Genomic DNA, 14,713 nt, shown 5'->3' on the forward strand with positions numbered 1-14,713 from the left:
GGGAGAAACAATGAAACAAGCGTACAGAGAGATTCAAGGGAAACGTTCTAGGAAGATTCGGTTTGCACTTTTAACTACAATTATGATGGCCATGCTGGTGCTTCAGGCTTGCGGAAATAATACGGGCGGCAATGGAGCGTCTGCCTCCGGGGGATCAAATACGGAGAAGGCGGGAGAAGAGGCCACGAGCACGAGCAATGTTCCAGCGGTATTGAACTTTGGGTTTATCGGTTCCAACAAATTGAATGTGCCCGGCGGTGCAGAGGGTTGGGGCTTTTATAAAGGGATTATTCAAGAAGAGTTGAAGAAATACGGCATTACTGAAGTAAAGCTTACTGGCTTTCCAAACGGTCCGGATCAGACAGAATCCTTGATTAGTGGTCGGCTGGATATCGGCAGTCTTGGAGATACACCTGCTATTATTGCCTACGCTTCTGGGGCCAAGACCCGTCTGATTTCACAATCTTCCGCGAACACGATTGGTTATTTGATCGGCAAGAAGGATGGGCCCAAGACGGTGAAAGATCTGCAAGGTAAAACTATCGCGATTCAAAAAGGCTCCTTCATGCACCGATATGTAGTTGGATTACTACAGGAAGAAGGCGTGACCGACTACAAACTCGTGCATATGCTCATTCCTGATGCTACTGCAGCTTTAGCCCGTGGAGATGTAGATGCTACAACAAATCTAGGTGTTCCTGCGCTGAAGCTGATTGACCAAGGTTACACTCACTTGGATGATGCCTCGAAGCACCCGAACCTGCTTGGTTCTAGCGCAACAGTTGTGTCTGAGGATTATCTGGCGAAATTCCCTGATTTTCCGAAGGTATGGAACGAAGCTAGAGAGAAAGCCTTGGCAGACTTGAAGCAGCATGAAGATGAGTATTATCAATTTCTGGCTGAAATCGGAGATACAACGCCTGAGCTGGCGAAGCAAGTGAATCCGATTAGTGATATCAAGGATACTGCGTTCACTGATGAAGGAACAAAGCTGCTGGACGGTACCAAAAACTTCCTCGTCGAAGAGAAGTTAGCGAAAAAAGACTTCAATATTAGCGATTGGCAGCTGAAATAAGTTGCTTAAAGGTTGCTTTAATTGAACTTAAGATTCTTCTGTAAAGGTAATTGAGTGACTGCGGTGAATGTTTGGACTTTCGGCCGCCTCTCCGCCACTTCTCCCTTTAGTGATTTTTAAGTTCAACTAACTCAGCTAATGGTGTAGGAGGAAAAAATATGTCGCAGCTTAAGAAGGAAATGACAGTGGATGTCCTCGTGCTTGGCGGAGGTCCTGCTGGGGCGTGGTCGGCATGGAGTGCAGCCTCGCAAGGCGCAAAGGTAGTCCTGGCGGATAAGGGCTACTTGGGCACTAGTGGCGCAACTGCACCGGGAGGAACAACGTTGCTCGTTATTCCTCCCATTGCCGAGCTGCGGGAGCAGGCAGTGCAGGCCAGACTTAAGGCCGGCGGATATTTATCGGAGAATGCTTGGATTCACCGGGTGCTGGATCAGGTAGAGCAGAACCTGGCTCAAGTGGAGCAGTGGGGGTATCCGTTTCCGAAGGATGAAGAAGGAAACTCACTGCGTACCCATCTCCATGGACCAGAATATATGCGGATTATGCGAAAAGTTGTGCGCAAAGCAGGGGTCACAATTCTTGATCAGTCACCAGCGCTGGAACTTCTTCACGATGAACACGGTGTTGGTGGAGCGCGTGGGATCAACCGCCTGACAGGAGAGTCCTGGGAAGTGAAGGCAAATGCCGTTGTGATGGCTACCGGCGGCTGTGCTTTTCTCAGCAAAGGTCTTGGTTGCAACGTGCTGACAGGAGAAGGATTGTTGATGTCCGCAGAGGTGGGAGCTGATCTTTCGGGTATGGAATTCAGCCGCCAATATGCGCCAAGCTTTGCGGACGGAACCGTAACACGTGGACGCATGCTGGCTTGGGCCACTCTCTATGACGCGGACGGTCATCCGTTGCATAGAGGGGATCGGACCTTTGGCAGCATTCCTGAGCTGATGCTGAAGGGTCCGGTTTACGCTTCGCTGGATCTGGCAGACACCGCGGAGAAACAGGATTTCCTGCGCAAAGCGCATCCGATTTTCTTTATGCCGCTGGAGCGGGCGGGAATTGATGCGTTTAAGCAGAAATTCCCGCTTACCCTGCGCTATGAGGGCACGATGCGCGGCACTGGGGGTCTGCGCTTGAGCGGTACGGATTGCCAGACGACCGTGCCCGGACTCTATGCGGCCGGAGATGCCGCATCTCGCGAGAAAGTGACCGGCGCCATCTCCGGCGGCGGGGCTTATAACGCTTCCTGGGCCATGTGCAGCGGAAGCTGGGCTGGGCAGGGAGCCGCGCAGCATGCGCTGTCCTGCCGAGGACAGGCGAACAGCCGCAAGCTGACCGCAGCGGGACGCTACGGGCTGGCGGCTGGCGCCGATGCCTCGGAAACGCTGGAGGTGAAGCCGCTAATCGCGGCAATCCAGCGTGAAATCTTGCCGCTGCAGATCAATTATTTCCGCAGCGAGCCGGGCATTTCTTCAGCCTTGAAGCGGCTGAATGCCTTGATGCCCTATTTGAACGGGCAGGCTCCTGCCAGCGTTCAGGGCATCGTGCAATCACGTGAAGCCGCGGCTATGCTCGCGGTCGGCAGGTGGATGTACACCGCGGCACTCGCCCGGAAAGAGACCCGCGGACTGCAAAAGCTAGCGGAATATCCGGAGCTTGATCCGCGCCAGACTCACCGGCTGATCTTATCCGGTATTCAACATATAAGCGTCAGTACAGAGGCTGTGCCCCATGCTCATGAACTGAATGCGCTGAAGGAGGGGCAAGCGATATGATCGAATTAATCAGCTTGGAGCGTTGTGTTGGTTGTAAGCTGTGTACGAAAGTATGTCCGACGAACGTATTCGAAATGCAGGGGAAGATTCCGGTCATTGCCCGTCAGGAAGATTGCCAGACCTGTTTCATGTGTGAAGCTTATTGTCCTGTAGATGCTTTATACGTGGCACCACAGGCGGATCAGCTGATCGGTGTAAATGAGGAGGCGCTGATTCAGTCAGGTGTGTTGGGAAGCTGGCGTGCTGAAATCGGCTGGGGACCTGGTGCGAATGGTTCGATGGCGGAGAGGGACACGACTCCTTATTTTGAAGTATTTACCGAGCAGTACCGTACATGATTAAGCAGATGCTTAAACCCAAAAAATCCGCCCGAAAGCTGGGCGGATTTTTCATATATTAGAAACTTATAGCAGGGCTTCGATAGCTGGTTCAATATCCAGCGGGTCCACCGTAGATTCGAATCTAGTGACCACATTGCCTTCGCGATCAATCAGGAATTTAGTGAAGTTCCACTTGATTTCGTCATTGTTCAGAGCCTCTGGATCTTTGTCTTCAAGCATGCTTTGCAACAGCTTTCCTGAAGAATGGTTGATATCGAACCCTTCAAATCCAGCCTGTTCTGTCAGGTAGGTGAAAAGAGGGTGTTTAGCTTCGCCTTTTACGTCAACCTTTTCAAAGAGTGGGAAGGTTACCCCGTAATTGATTTGGCAAAATACATTAACCTCTTCATTGCTGCCGGGTTCTTGCTCTCCAAATTGATTGGAAGGAAAGCCGAGTATTTGGAGGCCGCGTTCCTCGTACCGCTCATAAAGCTTTTGCAGATCTGAATATTGGTGGGTAAATCCGCACTTACTTGCTGTATTCACTATCAGTAGCACTTTACCTTTGTATTGCTCTAGCTCGATATCTTTTCCCCGAATACTGCGTGCTGAATATTGATAAATGCTCATGGCTGCTACATCCCTTCAGTTAAGTTATCTATGCTTTTTGAAAAAGAACAGGAAATATTTATAATAATTAAATTGTAAACAATTCAATTATCGCTGTCAAACAATACAGCTTGAAGGAATTGGAACCGTAATTGCCAGGTTGGAATAGGATAGATAATGGGTATGGATCAGTCAAAAAAATTTATTGCGTTAAAGCTACTCTGCGTTCCATTATTATCTTGCATCGGGAACGTTTTTTGATTAAGATAGCAGAAACCAGCGCAAAATCCGCGCTGACATAGATAAGGACTATGACGAAGAGAGTAAGCATTATAGCGGATCTTAACAGGGAAGGCGTGCCGGAGACTGAGAGCACCCTCATGAGACGATTAATGCCGAAGTTCACTTCCGAGTCGGCCCCTGAAGTAGTTTGTCACAGGTTGTGGCAGGTATGAGTAGGGAGGCCCGCGCCCCGCGTTACCGGGTGAAAGACAGAATTAATTCTTAGTCAGGGGAACATGAGATTCTATTCCTTTGTGCTAGTATTCGGGTTAATTCTAAATAAGGGTGGTACCACGGCTCCTCGTCCCTTGCGACGGGGGGCCTTTTTGCGTTCCAAATTATAACAAAAAGAGGGAGTGGAAGGGTAATGAGTAACGTGGAATTGGATGTTCTTAGAGGTCGTCTGGATGAAATTAATGGGCAATTGCTGGAGCTGATCTCCGAGCGGGCTAAGATTGTTCAGGAGATTGGAGTAGTTAAAGAAAAACAAGGTGTCCCTAAATTTGATCCGGAACGGGAAAAACAGATGCTGGATAAGCTCGTAGCGAGCAACAAAGGCCCTTTCACTAACGGGACGATCCGTAGCCTCTTCAAACAAATTTTCTCAGCTTCTCTGGACTTACAAACAGATGATCATAAAAAAACTTTACTGGTAGCCCGCAAGAGCCACAAAGAGGATACAGTGATTGTTCTGCCGGGAGATGTAACGGTTGGCGGTGCTTCTTCACTGATGGTAGCCGGTCCTTGCTCCGTGGAAAGTGAACTGCAGACTCGCACCGTAGCTGCCGCCCTGCAAAAAGCCGGAGTACGTGTAATGCGTGGCGGTGCCTTCAAGCCTCGGACTTCACCTTATGATTTCCAAGGGCTGGGAATGGACGGTTTAAGAATATTACGCGAAGCAGCAAATGAATATGGACTGCTGACCATCAGCGAAATTGTAGATCCAAGACATATTGAAGAGTCGCTTGATTATGTGGATATCATCCAGATCGGTGCACGTAATATGCATAATTTCGAGCTGCTAAAAGCGGTCGGAGAAGTCGACAAGCCGGTGCTGCTGAAACGTGGATTGGCTGCCACACTCGATGAATTCATCCATGCAGCGGAATACATCATGTCTCGTGGAAACACACAGATCATGCTGATTGAACGTGGAATTCGCACCTATGAAAAAGCGACCCGCAACACGCTTGATATCTCAGCAGTGCCAATTCTCAAACAGGAATGCCATTTGCCAGTATTGGTTGATGTAACTCACTCGACAGGCCGCAAAGACATCCTTATTCCATGTGCGAAAGCCGCACTCGCAGCTGGAGCTGACGGCATTATGGTGGAAGTGCATCCTGATCCTGCAACCGCATTGTCTGATGCCGCTCAGCAGCTGAACATTGATGAATTCAACACCTTCTTTAATGAAGTGAAAGCTTCCGGATTGTACCGGTAATCTAGAAATATAGAATTTGCATGATATTTTAAGGATTCGCTAGAAAATGAGGTGTATAAGCGCTTACAAGTCTAACTAATCTTTTTGTGAAGGTTAAGGTGGGTCGAGTACAATAAGCAACATTAGCGTTGCACCGGCCCCGGGTCTTTTCTGACAAAAGATCCACACATTTTAATAGTCACAGGAGGAAAATAGATTTTGAAGCAGCTTACCTTAAATAATGGGTGGTTTTCTAACACTCGAACCGATATTTTATCGGGGATGACCGTAGCCGTTGCGCTGATTCCTGAAGCGATCGCTTTTTCGATCCTGGCGGGAGTAAGTCCGATGGTTGGTTTATATGCCTCTTTTTGTATTGCGATTGTAACGGCACTTGCCGGGGGCAGACCCGGAATGATCTCGGCGGCTACGGGAGCTATGGCTCTGTTAGTCGGAAGTCTCGTACTAGAACACGGAATAGAGTATCTGTTCGCGGCAACTGTACTGGCTGGTGTGTTTCAGATATTGATGGGGATGCTAAAGCTGGGGCGGTTTATCACGTTTTTGCCACAGCCGGTCATGACAGGGTTTGTCAACGCGCTGGCGATACTGATTTTTATGGCACAGCTTACCCATTTTAAAGGACAAGGCTGGGTGATGTACGGACTGGTAGCTCTGACCTTGCTTATTATCTACATGGTTCCTCGGTTTACCAAAGCCGTACCTTCAGCACTTGTAGCGATCGTTATCGTTTCTGTTCTTAGCATCGCTCTTCATCTGGACGTAAGAACCGTAGGCGATATGGGGAATATTACAGCAACTTTGCCACTATTCCATCTCCCGCAAATCCCGTTCACGCTGGATACACTGCTTATTATTTTGCCATATTCACTTTCACTGGCCGTAGTTGGGCTATTGGAATCACTGATGACTGCCACCTTAATAGACGATATTACAGGCACAGGTAGTGATAAGAACAGAGAGGCGAAGGGACAGGGGCTTGCGAATGTAGTTACTGGTTTTTTCGGAGGGATGGCAGGCTGTGCGATGATTGGCCAGTCGATGGTTAACATGAAGTCAGGAGGACGCACGCGTCTGTCCACGTTTGTGTCAGGAATCTTTTTATTGTTCCTAATTATCGTACTTGGCGATGTAGTGAAGCAGATCCCGATGGGCGCGCTCGTCGGCGTAATGATAATGGTCTGTATCAGTACCTTTGAATGGGGCTCACTCAAAACTTTAACCCGTGTTCCGCTAAGCGATGCGCTGGTTATGATTGTGACGGTGGTCACCGTGGTGGCTACAGATAACCTTTCTATTGGGGTTTTGTTTGGGGTTCTGCTAAGTGCTTTAACGTTTGCTTGGAAAATAGCTTCGATCCGCCTAACTGTTCAGGAAGCAACCTCTTCCAAAACATATGCGGTTTCCGGCCAGCTGTTCTTCGGCACGACAAGCCACTTCATTCATGAATTCGCCTACGATAGCGATCCGGATCATATTATTATCGATTTTTCACACTCCCATGTGTGGGACCAATCCGCTGTCCATGCCATAGCGAAGACGATGAGCAAATACGCCGAGCATGGCAAAAAAGTCACTATTACCGGACTTAATGACCAGAGCTCACAGCTGGTTCAGCGGGTGGGATTATCATTACAGTAGGATATACAAAAAAATAACAGATACCCTCAAAAAAGATTGCGCTGTATGCGTGATCTTTTTTTTATAGTAGATATTAACTGAAAGAAAAGGCCAGCAAGGTTTTACTTTGGGTTTAAAATAATATAAAGTATAAAGTGGATAATGTTTATCCGCTTTATACGCGGACGGTATTATCTACAGTTTGAATCAAGCTATTTACGTAAATCGAGGTGCTGTACATGCATATGAAAACAGGGGTAGAACAGTTGGTATATGCACTGGTTCTACTCAACATGCTGCCGGATAAGGCGGTGCTATCTGGGGAAGCGATTAGCCAGCAGCTCGGAGCATCGGCGACCTATTTTCAGAAACTGTTAAGAAAGCTGGTAACCGCAGACATCATCACGTCTGTTCCTGGCATTAAAGGCGGTTTTAAATTAAAGAAAAGCCCTGAAGATATTCGTGTATATGACGTTTACCTCGCGGTGGAAGGCCAGCAGTCGCTGTATTCATCGAATGGGATTCTAGTAGACATGTTGGATTTAGAAAAAGAAGACAGCTGCTGCCTGTTAACGAATCTGATGGAAGAAGCTGAATCCTCTTGGAAAGCTGTATTAAAGCGAGAGACTATTGCTTCGTTGTCGGAGGAAATGCGTGCTGAACGCTTTAAAGATAAGATTGCAGTCTTAGAGGAATGGGTCAGCAATAAAATGGTCATCTAGCCAAAGAAGGGATGTATTCGCATGAGATTAAGCGTATTGGATCAGGCACCCGTGACAAGCGGTAACACAGCGGAAGGTGCCCTGAATAAATCAGAAGAACTGGCTATTTTAGCAGATGAGCTGGGATATAGCAGAATGTGGATGGCAGAGCACCATGGCGGAAATACTTTTGCTAGCTCAGCTCCGGAAGTAACGGCTGCCCGTTTAGCCGCCAAGACCAACCGTATTCGAATCGGCACCGGCGGTGTAATGATGATGCATTATTCTCCTCTTAAGCTGGCGGAAGTATTTAAAACGTTAAGTGCTTTTTCCCCGGGGAGAATTGATTTCGGTGTGGGACGAGCTCCTGGTGGCGATACAAGCGCCATGTACGCTTTATCTGAAGGCCGTGAGTTAATGCTGCATAATATGTATGACAAGCTTGGCATTACCATGCAACTGCTTAGTGATCAGATTCCGGAAGATGAGCTATATGCCAAAAATCTCGCTGCTCCAACGAAGGTGGCGCTCCCTGAAGTATGGTTGTTAGGCTCTAGCGGCAATAGTGCGCGAAAAGCTGCACAAATGGGAGTCGGATACTCCTTCGCACAATTTTTTAATGGTGCGATGAGTAATGAGATCTTGGACCATTACCGGAATAACTACCAGCCTTCTATCTTTATGGACAAACCAGAGATCAGTGTATCCTATATGGTGACCACAGCAGAAACGAAGGAAGAAGCTGAGTATGAAGCGTTACCGCAGGATATTTTTCGGTTGATGATGAGTAAGGGCCGGATTACTCAGGTGCTGACACCAGAAGAAGCTCAGAACATTTCGTTATCGGAAATTGACCGGATGTCAATCAAGGAAGGGCACAAGATTCATTTGGTTGGTGCGGTTAAAGACATCGCCGTACGTTTGCAAGAAGAACAAGCACAATATGGATTCCAAGAAGCAATGATATGCAGCATCCCACATTCGCAGGAGAAACGGCTAGAGGTTTACCGACTACTGGCGCGTGAACTGCTAGGCTCTTGATTCTGGATAGCTAACCTTAACCCGCATTTCATGCGGGTTTTTTGTATGCTAATTTAGCTTTTGATCGGCGCATCCCCTCAAAAGACAATAAATTAACCCTACCGCCTCCTAAAAGTAACATTTGAATGCCTAACTTCATCTATGATTAATGAAAGATTTAATTTTAAAAAGAGGATAGGAAGTGATCAAGGATGTTTCCTTTACATAAATCCGTTACGCTGACAGCCTTGTTTCTAATGAATCTGCTGGCAGGTTGCCAACATCAGGTGGACCCATCCTCCCTTCAATCGGCTAACGACTACCACACCTCAAGACCGAAGCCAACGGACACCGCTGCAAATCTCATTAAGCTAGAGTGGAAGCTGGTGGATACAATCCCCGTAGTCTCTCAACTAATTGCTCCACCTACAGGCGCTACTTTGATTACAGAGAAGAAGCTGGAAGATTTCGGAGGAGTCAAAGTGAGTGTGTATACGATGGCTAGTGACGAAGACTATGTGTATGCCAGAACTTCTACTTCCAAAGGGCAATACAGTCTAGGGGCGATAGGAACTTATAATTATCGTCAACCGGAGGACTAGGAGCAAATAACTCGCTCAGTAACTATTATTTAATCGACGAGAGCGGTAACCCCTCGGGTTTGCTGCAAATAGATACCGGACATTCCAAAGAACTGGATGTTGATCAGGATGGATCTTTTGAAGGGGTAGCCGCACATGGAAGTCCGATGAGTGCCTATATTTATCGCTGGAATATTGATCACGCTGAGGTAACATACGTTAATGATGCTTTAAAGGCAGACTCCGTGGTGCTAACGGATGAAGGAATATATGAAGCTTCTAATATCGGGGACAAGCAGAGCAGAAGATTTCGGTTGACCGTAGAAGGACTGATCTCAGAGCGGTAACGCCATGACCACTGCTGTTGAAATATTTCCTGCGACCATTTACCCCAAACCTCCGTATAGACGGTTAAGCTTGAATGATTATCCATAATCTAGGAGGGGTATTGGATGAATATGCAAATGAATCCGAAATTGAAACAGCTGCGCCCGGGAAAAATAGTCAGCGGGATTGCAGCGGTGCTCATTGTATTGTTGATTGGCGCGAATTCTTTCGTATCAGTGGAATATGGGCATGTAGGTTTGTACAAAACCTTTGGTAAATTAAATGACAATACATTGTCACCCGGCATTCATTTTAAAATTCCGTTTATCCAAACGGTGATTCAGGTCAATACACAGGTAACGAAGGCGGAGACCGATACTTCAGCCTCTTCAAAGGATCTTCAGCCCGTGTCCACACATGTGGCGGTGAACTATTCCGTAAATAAGGCTTCCGCCTTTAATCTGATGAACAATATCGGAGGTAATTTTGATAGTGTAATTATCAATCCGGCCATTCAAGAAATCGTTAAAGAAGTGACAGCCAAATATCCAGCAGAGGATTTGATTACGCGTCGTGATGTAGTGTCGAGTGAGATTAGTGAGCACTTAACCGCTAGGCTGGCAAAATATGACCTGATCGTCAACGATATTAACATCGTTAACTTTAAATTCTCGGAGGCATTTAACCAGTCGATTGAAGCAAAGCAGGTCGCCCAGCAGCAGGCATTGAAGGCCGAAAATGATCTCCGGCGGATTGAAATTGAAGCGAAGCAAAAAATCGCCCAGGCGCAAGCAGAGGCTGAATCTTTAAGACTTAAGAAGCAAGAGGTTACACCTGAGCTGGTGCAGCTGAAGCAAATTGAGGTTCAGGAGAAAGCGCTGGAAAAATGGAACGGCGTGCTGCCATCTGTAACAGGGGGAGCCACACCTTTTGTGGATGTTCAATCCCTGACTAAATAATTTATTATTGGGTTTCTGATTTATTTCCTCTGATGAAAAAGCCCTACTTCTATAGAAGTAGGGCTTTTTATACTATTAATATTGATAAAGCATCGTAGGAATTTGCCAGCCAGCGCCAACTGACCAAAAGAAGACATAATCGCCACGTTTGATTCGTCCGTCCTCGACTCCGCGTTGAAAGGCGATAAAAGGACTGCTTGTGGCTGTATAGCCGAACTCGTCGCCTACATAAATGAACTTCTCTGCGGTTAGTCCGAGTCCGATTTGGATGAGCTCGATATTTTTCAGTGAGAATTGTGAAAGACAGAATGCAGAGATATCGTCCGTAGTCAGGCCGTTGCGTGAGAGAAGCTCTTTCATATCCGCTATAGCTGCGTCTACACACACTGTACCGTCAAAAGGGGTCCACCGTATCCGAATCTGCTCTGGGGTCATACCCTCTTGATAAATATTCGACAGGCCGCAGGCCGGGAACATAATATTCTCGGAGCCCTCAGAATCGGTGTAATAAAGGGAATCTATGAAGCCTGCATGCTCGTTGCTGCGCCCCAGAATCACTGCTGCTGCGGCGTCCCCAAAGTTAGGGTAAGTAATTTCATCATCTGTATTGCAGTTCACTGAACTGTAGTCGCTTCCTACGACGAGTGCGTACCTGATGCTGGGATTGGCTTGCATATAACGACTTGTCTGCTCCACGGCAGATACCATTCCTGCGCAGTTAGCATTGGAATCCTGCGTAATGGTCCGGTGTTTACCTTGAAGCATACGGTGTAGTAGAAGTGCATTGGTAGGATAGGTGTACTCTGGCGTCTGTGAAGCGAACATGATCATGTCCATATCCTCACCTTGCAAATTCGCTTCGCTAAGCACTTTTTGGGCAGCCTTTAATCCCATCGTCAGGGCATTTTCACCCTGTTCTTTTACGATGTATCTCCGGTCGCGACCCATGACTTCTAGGAATCGTTTGATGTCCTTGCCCATACTCTGAAAATGCTTCAGATAATATTCGTTATCTACGATATGCTCTGGGTGGTAATAAGCAGCTTGGCGAATCGTTATATGTCCCAAGTGGCGCCTCCTATGCTTCAATAATTTCGTAATTTTCTAATTTCGTAGCCCGTGCCACTCGGCTTAGCTGCATTTTTAGGACAGGGCTTTTGGCAATAATAAAGGTTACTTTTTTAAATCCGGATTGTTTATACAGTATGTAGCATTGCTCAAGCATGGGAAGTGTGTCCTTTGAGGATACATTCAATGTCTTGCAATCTAGGATGATCTCATATTGTTTCGGGTCGAATGCACTTATGATTTGGTTGTACTCATTAATGAAACGTTCTGCATCTTCTGGCGACATAGTTCCTTCGACTTGTACATTTAGTTTTTGATCTGCAGCATTTGTGGCGAAATTGAAGTTTCCCATTTTTGATTAATCTCCTCCTAAGTATTATCTAAGAAAAATTTTGATTAATAGGATAAAAAAACCTATTTATCTAAGACTATTATCGTATTTTTAATTGGGAAAGTTTAGGGGATTAAACCTTTATTTTTTTAAAAAGATAATTTAGGGAATAATAAACTACTTAAAATCCATAAAATCTGCACAAATTAAGGTTTGAGGTAGGCATGCTCACCCTGTTTGCTTTGCAAAGCAGAGTTCTATTGGTATGATTACAGAGATGAAAAAAACTACTATCCAAATCATGGAGGAATAATAAAATGAGCGAAATTACACTATCGGGGATTATTGATCATACACTGCTTAAAGCAGATGCACGGAAAGAAGACATTATTAAATTGGCGGAGGAAGCTAAAACTTATAAGTTTGCTTCTGTCTGCGTAAATCCTGCTTGGGTAGCTACTGCCCATGAAGTGCTGAAAGATACGCCTGAGGTTAAAGTATGTACAGTTATCGGCTTCCCGCTGGGATCATCGACAACAGAGAGCAAAGCATTCGAGACTACCGATGCTATCGCTAAAGGTGCTGGCGAGGTGGACATGGTCATCAATATCGGAGCATTAAAAGATGGCAACGATGAGCTGGTTAAACGTGATATTGCAGCCGTTGTAGATGCAGCTCGTGGCAAAGCACTGACAAAAGTCATCATTGAGGCTTGTCTGTTAACGGAAGAAGAAAAAGTTCGTGCCTGCAAGCTATCTGTTGAGGCTGGAGCAGATTACGTAAAAACATCCACTGGATTCTCTACAGGCGGGGCAACGAAAGAAGATATCGCGCTTATGCGTGCTACAGTTGGACCTAATATCGGTGTAAAAGCTTCCGGTGGTGTACGTAGTGCAGAAGATGCACATGTAATGGTACAAGCAGGCGCAAGCCGTATTGGAACTAGTGGTGGTGTAGCGATTGCTAAAGGCGAAACAAGCCAAAGCAATTACTAAGCCGAGGGGCTGAATCGGAAGCGGCGAGTGAGGAGGACAAGCTCAATCGCCGCTGTCCTGATTCAAGCTATTAACCGATCAGTTTGATTAGGAATTGTGTTTTATACATAAGGTTGAGGTTTTTATTAATTTATATTGAAAGCGTTATCCAGTAGATAGAGGACACTAGCAGAAGCATTTGACCAAAGTACAATAATTCACACCGGAATAATGAGAATTTTTTCTTTTCAAATGACGTGGTTTGTGAGAGAATGGGTACAATTCAAAATTGTTAATCATTTCTATACTTAATTATAGGGGAGGAAATACCTATGTCAGAAGATCGCAAGCTGTCGTTTGAAACTTTGGCTGTCCATGCAGGCCAGGAAATTGATCCAACTACTTTCTCACGTGCTGTACCGCTTTATCAGACCACTTCCTACGGGTTCCGTGATGCTGATCATGCAGCGGATCTGTTCGCGCTTAAAGAATTCGGTAATATTTATACTCGGCTGATGAACCCAACTACGGATGTATTTGAACAGCGTGTGGCAGCACTTGAGGGCGGTGCGGGTGCGCTTGCTACAGCTTCCGGTGCAGCGGCTATTTCCTTTTCCATTTTAAATATTGCGGGCGCTGGGGATGAAATTGTATCTGCAGCAAGCCTATATGGCGGAACTTATAATCTATTCTCGACAACACTGCCTAAGCTTGGTATTAAGGTGCATTTCGTAGATTCGGATAATCCTGAGAACTTCCGTGCTGCGATTACAGATAAGACCAAAGCCTTGTATGCAGAAACAATCGGCAACCCGCAGGGAAATGTTCTGGATATTGCTGCAGTTGCAGCGATCGCCCATGAACATGGAATTCCTCTCATCGTAGACAACACGTTCCCAAGTCCATATTTATTGCGTCCGATTGAGCATGGCGCGGACATTGTTGTCCATTCGGCAACCAAATTCATCGGTGGACATGGTACATCCATTGGCGGGATTATTGTTGACGGCGGTAAATTTGATTGGAAGGCAAGTGGTAAATTCCCAGGTCTTACGGAGCCAGATCCAAGCTATCATGGAGTGGTGTATACGGAAGCAGTGGGCCCGATTGCTTATATTATTAAAGCCCGCGTTCAATTACTTCGCGATTTAGGGGCGGCGATTTCTCCGTTCAACTCTTGGATGCTGCTGCAAGGTCTGGAGACTCTTCATTTGCGGATGGAACGTCATAGCCAAAATGCGCTGAAGGTAGCGCAATATTTGGAGGCACATTCAGATGTGGAATGGGTAAGTTATTCGGGACTTCCTACGCATCCATCTCATGAATTAGCGCAAAAGTATTTGCCTAAAGGTCAAGGTGCGATCCTTACTTTTGGTATTAAGGGTGGAAGTGCTGCGGGACGTAAGCTGATTGAGAATGTGAAGCTGTTCTCTCATTTAGCGAATGTTGGGGATTCCAAGTCATTGATCATCCACCCAGCGAGCACAACCCATGCACAGCTGTCGGATGAAGAGCAAATCACAGCCGGAGTAACGCCGGAATTGCTGCGTTTGTCGATCGGGACGGAGTCCATTGATGATATTATCTATGATCTGGAGCAAGCAATTGCTGCCAGTCAACAATAGAAGTTTAT

General features: G+C 46.4%; 15 protein-coding genes. 12 read left to right on the plus strand and 3 right to left on the minus strand.

What is annotated here, in order from left to right; genetic code table 11:
* Nucleotides 1-10 precede the first annotated feature (10 nt).
* The 3 genes from MKY63_RS14085 to MKY63_RS14095 all read left to right on the plus strand — a co-directional run bounded on the left by MKY63_RS14085 (nt 11) and on the right by MKY63_RS14095 (nt 3,182).
* Entirely contained in the window at nt 11-1,075 is a 1,065-nt protein-coding gene (locus tag MKY63_RS14085; RefSeq protein ID WP_076277137.1) for an ABC transporter substrate-binding protein, read from the plus strand.
* Between the two features lie 158 nt (nt 1,076-1,233).
* Nucleotides 1,234-2,844 (plus strand): FAD-binding protein, encoded by a 1,611-nt coding sequence (locus tag MKY63_RS14090; protein ID WP_076099943.1) that lies wholly within the window; start codon nt 1,234-1,236, stop codon nt 2,842-2,844.
* Nucleotides 2,841-3,182, plus strand: coding sequence for a 4Fe-4S binding protein (locus tag MKY63_RS14095; protein ID WP_076099941.1), 342 nt, complete (start codon nt 2,841-2,843; stop codon nt 3,180-3,182). The genes MKY63_RS14090 and MKY63_RS14095 overlap by 4 nt, the downstream gene beginning before the upstream one ends.
* Before the next feature lie 66 nt (nt 3,183-3,248).
* Here MKY63_RS14095 and MKY63_RS14100 read toward each other — a convergent pair whose 3' ends face one another.
* On the minus strand, nt 3,249-3,794 hold the full coding sequence (locus MKY63_RS14100; RefSeq protein ID WP_038573366.1) for a glutathione peroxidase: 546 nt from the start codon (nt 3,792-3,794) through the stop codon (nt 3,249-3,251).
* Nucleotides 3,795-4,422: 628 nt separating this feature from the next.
* Between MKY63_RS14100 and MKY63_RS14105 the strand changes: the two genes are divergently transcribed.
* The 7 genes from MKY63_RS14105 to MKY63_RS14135 all read left to right on the plus strand — a co-directional run bounded on the left by MKY63_RS14105 (nt 4,423) and on the right by MKY63_RS14135 (nt 10,707).
* Entirely contained in the window at nt 4,423-5,499 is a 1,077-nt protein-coding gene (locus MKY63_RS14105) for a bifunctional 3-deoxy-7-phosphoheptulonate synthase/chorismate mutase (RefSeq protein ID WP_036680279.1), read from the plus strand.
* Nucleotides 5,500-5,760: 261 nt separating this feature from the next.
* Nucleotides 5,761-7,140 carry a SulP family inorganic anion transporter gene (locus MKY63_RS14110; RefSeq protein ID WP_235219442.1) on the plus strand — a complete coding sequence of 460 codons (1,380 nt, stop codon included), beginning with the start codon at nt 5,761-5,763 and terminating at the stop codon, nt 7,138-7,140.
* A 218-nt stretch (nt 7,141-7,358) separates the two neighbouring features.
* Complete coding sequence (locus MKY63_RS14115) at nt 7,359-7,841, plus strand: Rrf2 family transcriptional regulator (protein WP_339813273.1); 483 nt, start codon at nt 7,359-7,361, stop codon at nt 7,839-7,841.
* 21 nt (nt 7,842-7,862) lie between these two features.
* Nucleotides 7,863-8,861, plus strand: coding sequence for an LLM class flavin-dependent oxidoreductase (locus tag MKY63_RS14120; protein WP_036680274.1), 999 nt, complete (start codon nt 7,863-7,865; stop codon nt 8,859-8,861).
* A gap of 191 nt (nt 8,862-9,052) precedes the next feature.
* Nucleotides 9,053-9,442 (plus strand): hypothetical protein, encoded by a 390-nt coding sequence (locus MKY63_RS14125; RefSeq protein ID WP_036680272.1) that lies wholly within the window; start codon nt 9,053-9,055, stop codon nt 9,440-9,442.
* A gap of 59 nt (nt 9,443-9,501) precedes the next feature.
* On the plus strand, nt 9,502-9,768 hold the full coding sequence (locus MKY63_RS14130; RefSeq protein ID WP_036680270.1) for a hypothetical protein: 267 nt from the start codon (nt 9,502-9,504) through the stop codon (nt 9,766-9,768).
* 105 nt (nt 9,769-9,873) lie between these two features.
* Nucleotides 9,874-10,707: a prohibitin family protein gene (locus tag MKY63_RS14135; RefSeq protein ID WP_036680268.1), complete on the plus strand. Its 834-nt coding sequence runs from the start codon at nt 9,874-9,876 to the stop codon at nt 10,705-10,707.
* A gap of 75 nt (nt 10,708-10,782) precedes the next feature.
* Here the strand turns inward: MKY63_RS14135 and MKY63_RS14140 are convergent, their stop codons facing one another.
* Together MKY63_RS14140 and MKY63_RS14145 are read right to left on the minus strand one after the other, a co-directional pair.
* Nucleotides 10,783-11,775, minus strand: a complete 993-nt coding sequence (locus MKY63_RS14140) for a 3-oxoacyl-ACP synthase III family protein (RefSeq protein WP_036680265.1) — start codon at nt 11,773-11,775, stop codon at nt 10,783-10,785.
* Between the two features lie 10 nt (nt 11,776-11,785).
* Nucleotides 11,786-12,127: a hypothetical protein gene (locus tag MKY63_RS14145; RefSeq protein ID WP_036680263.1), complete on the minus strand. Its 342-nt coding sequence runs from the start codon at nt 12,125-12,127 to the stop codon at nt 11,786-11,788.
* Nucleotides 12,128-12,423: 296 nt separating this feature from the next.
* Here MKY63_RS14145 and deoC point away from each other — a divergent pair, with 296 nt between their 5' ends.
* Nucleotides 12,424-13,101 (plus strand): deoxyribose-phosphate aldolase, encoded by a 678-nt coding sequence (deoC, locus tag MKY63_RS14150; RefSeq protein WP_036680262.1) that lies wholly within the window; start codon nt 12,424-12,426, stop codon nt 13,099-13,101.
* A 311-nt stretch (nt 13,102-13,412) separates the two neighbouring features.
* Nucleotides 13,413-14,705: a homocysteine synthase gene (locus tag MKY63_RS14155; protein WP_036680260.1), complete on the plus strand. Its 1,293-nt coding sequence runs from the start codon at nt 13,413-13,415 to the stop codon at nt 14,703-14,705.
* Nucleotides 14,706-14,713 lie beyond the last annotated feature (8 nt).

The sequence above is a fragment of the Paenibacillus sp. FSL R7-0189 genome (assembly GCF_037969925.1).
Taxonomy (GTDB): Bacteria; Bacillota; Bacilli; order Paenibacillales; family Paenibacillaceae; genus Paenibacillus_AQ; species Paenibacillus_AQ odorifer.

Excerpts from the sequence above, each read along its gene's own strand:
- MKY63_RS14085 (WP_076277137.1), top strand. The coding sequence starts at position 11 with ATGAAACAAGCGTACAGAGAGATTCAAGGGAAACGTTCTAGGAAGATT.
- MKY63_RS14090 (WP_076099943.1), top strand. The coding sequence starts at position 1,234 with ATGTCGCAGCTTAAGAAGGAAATGACAGTGGATGTCCTCGTGCTTGGC.
- MKY63_RS14095 (WP_076099941.1), top strand. The coding sequence starts at position 2,841 with ATGATCGAATTAATCAGCTTGGAGCGTTGTGTTGGTTGTAAGCTGTGT.
- MKY63_RS14100 (WP_038573366.1), bottom strand. The coding sequence starts at position 3,794 with ATGAGCATTTATCAATATTCAGCACGCAGTATTCGGGGAAAAGATATC.
- MKY63_RS14105 (WP_036680279.1), top strand. The coding sequence starts at position 4,423 with ATGAGTAACGTGGAATTGGATGTTCTTAGAGGTCGTCTGGATGAAATT.
- MKY63_RS14110 (WP_235219442.1), top strand. The coding sequence starts at position 5,761 with ATGACCGTAGCCGTTGCGCTGATTCCTGAAGCGATCGCTTTTTCGATC.
- MKY63_RS14115 (WP_339813273.1), top strand. The coding sequence starts at position 7,359 with ATGCATATGAAAACAGGGGTAGAACAGTTGGTATATGCACTGGTTCTA.
- MKY63_RS14120 (WP_036680274.1), top strand. The coding sequence starts at position 7,863 with ATGAGATTAAGCGTATTGGATCAGGCACCCGTGACAAGCGGTAACACA.
- MKY63_RS14125 (WP_036680272.1), top strand. The coding sequence starts at position 9,053 with ATGTTTCCTTTACATAAATCCGTTACGCTGACAGCCTTGTTTCTAATG.
- MKY63_RS14135 (WP_036680268.1), top strand. The coding sequence starts at position 9,874 with ATGAATATGCAAATGAATCCGAAATTGAAACAGCTGCGCCCGGGAAAA.
- MKY63_RS14145 (WP_036680263.1), bottom strand. The coding sequence starts at position 12,127 with ATGGGAAACTTCAATTTCGCCACAAATGCTGCAGATCAAAAACTAAAT.
- deoC (WP_036680262.1), top strand. The coding sequence starts at position 12,424 with ATGAGCGAAATTACACTATCGGGGATTATTGATCATACACTGCTTAAA.
- MKY63_RS14155 (WP_036680260.1), top strand. The coding sequence starts at position 13,413 with ATGTCAGAAGATCGCAAGCTGTCGTTTGAAACTTTGGCTGTCCATGCA.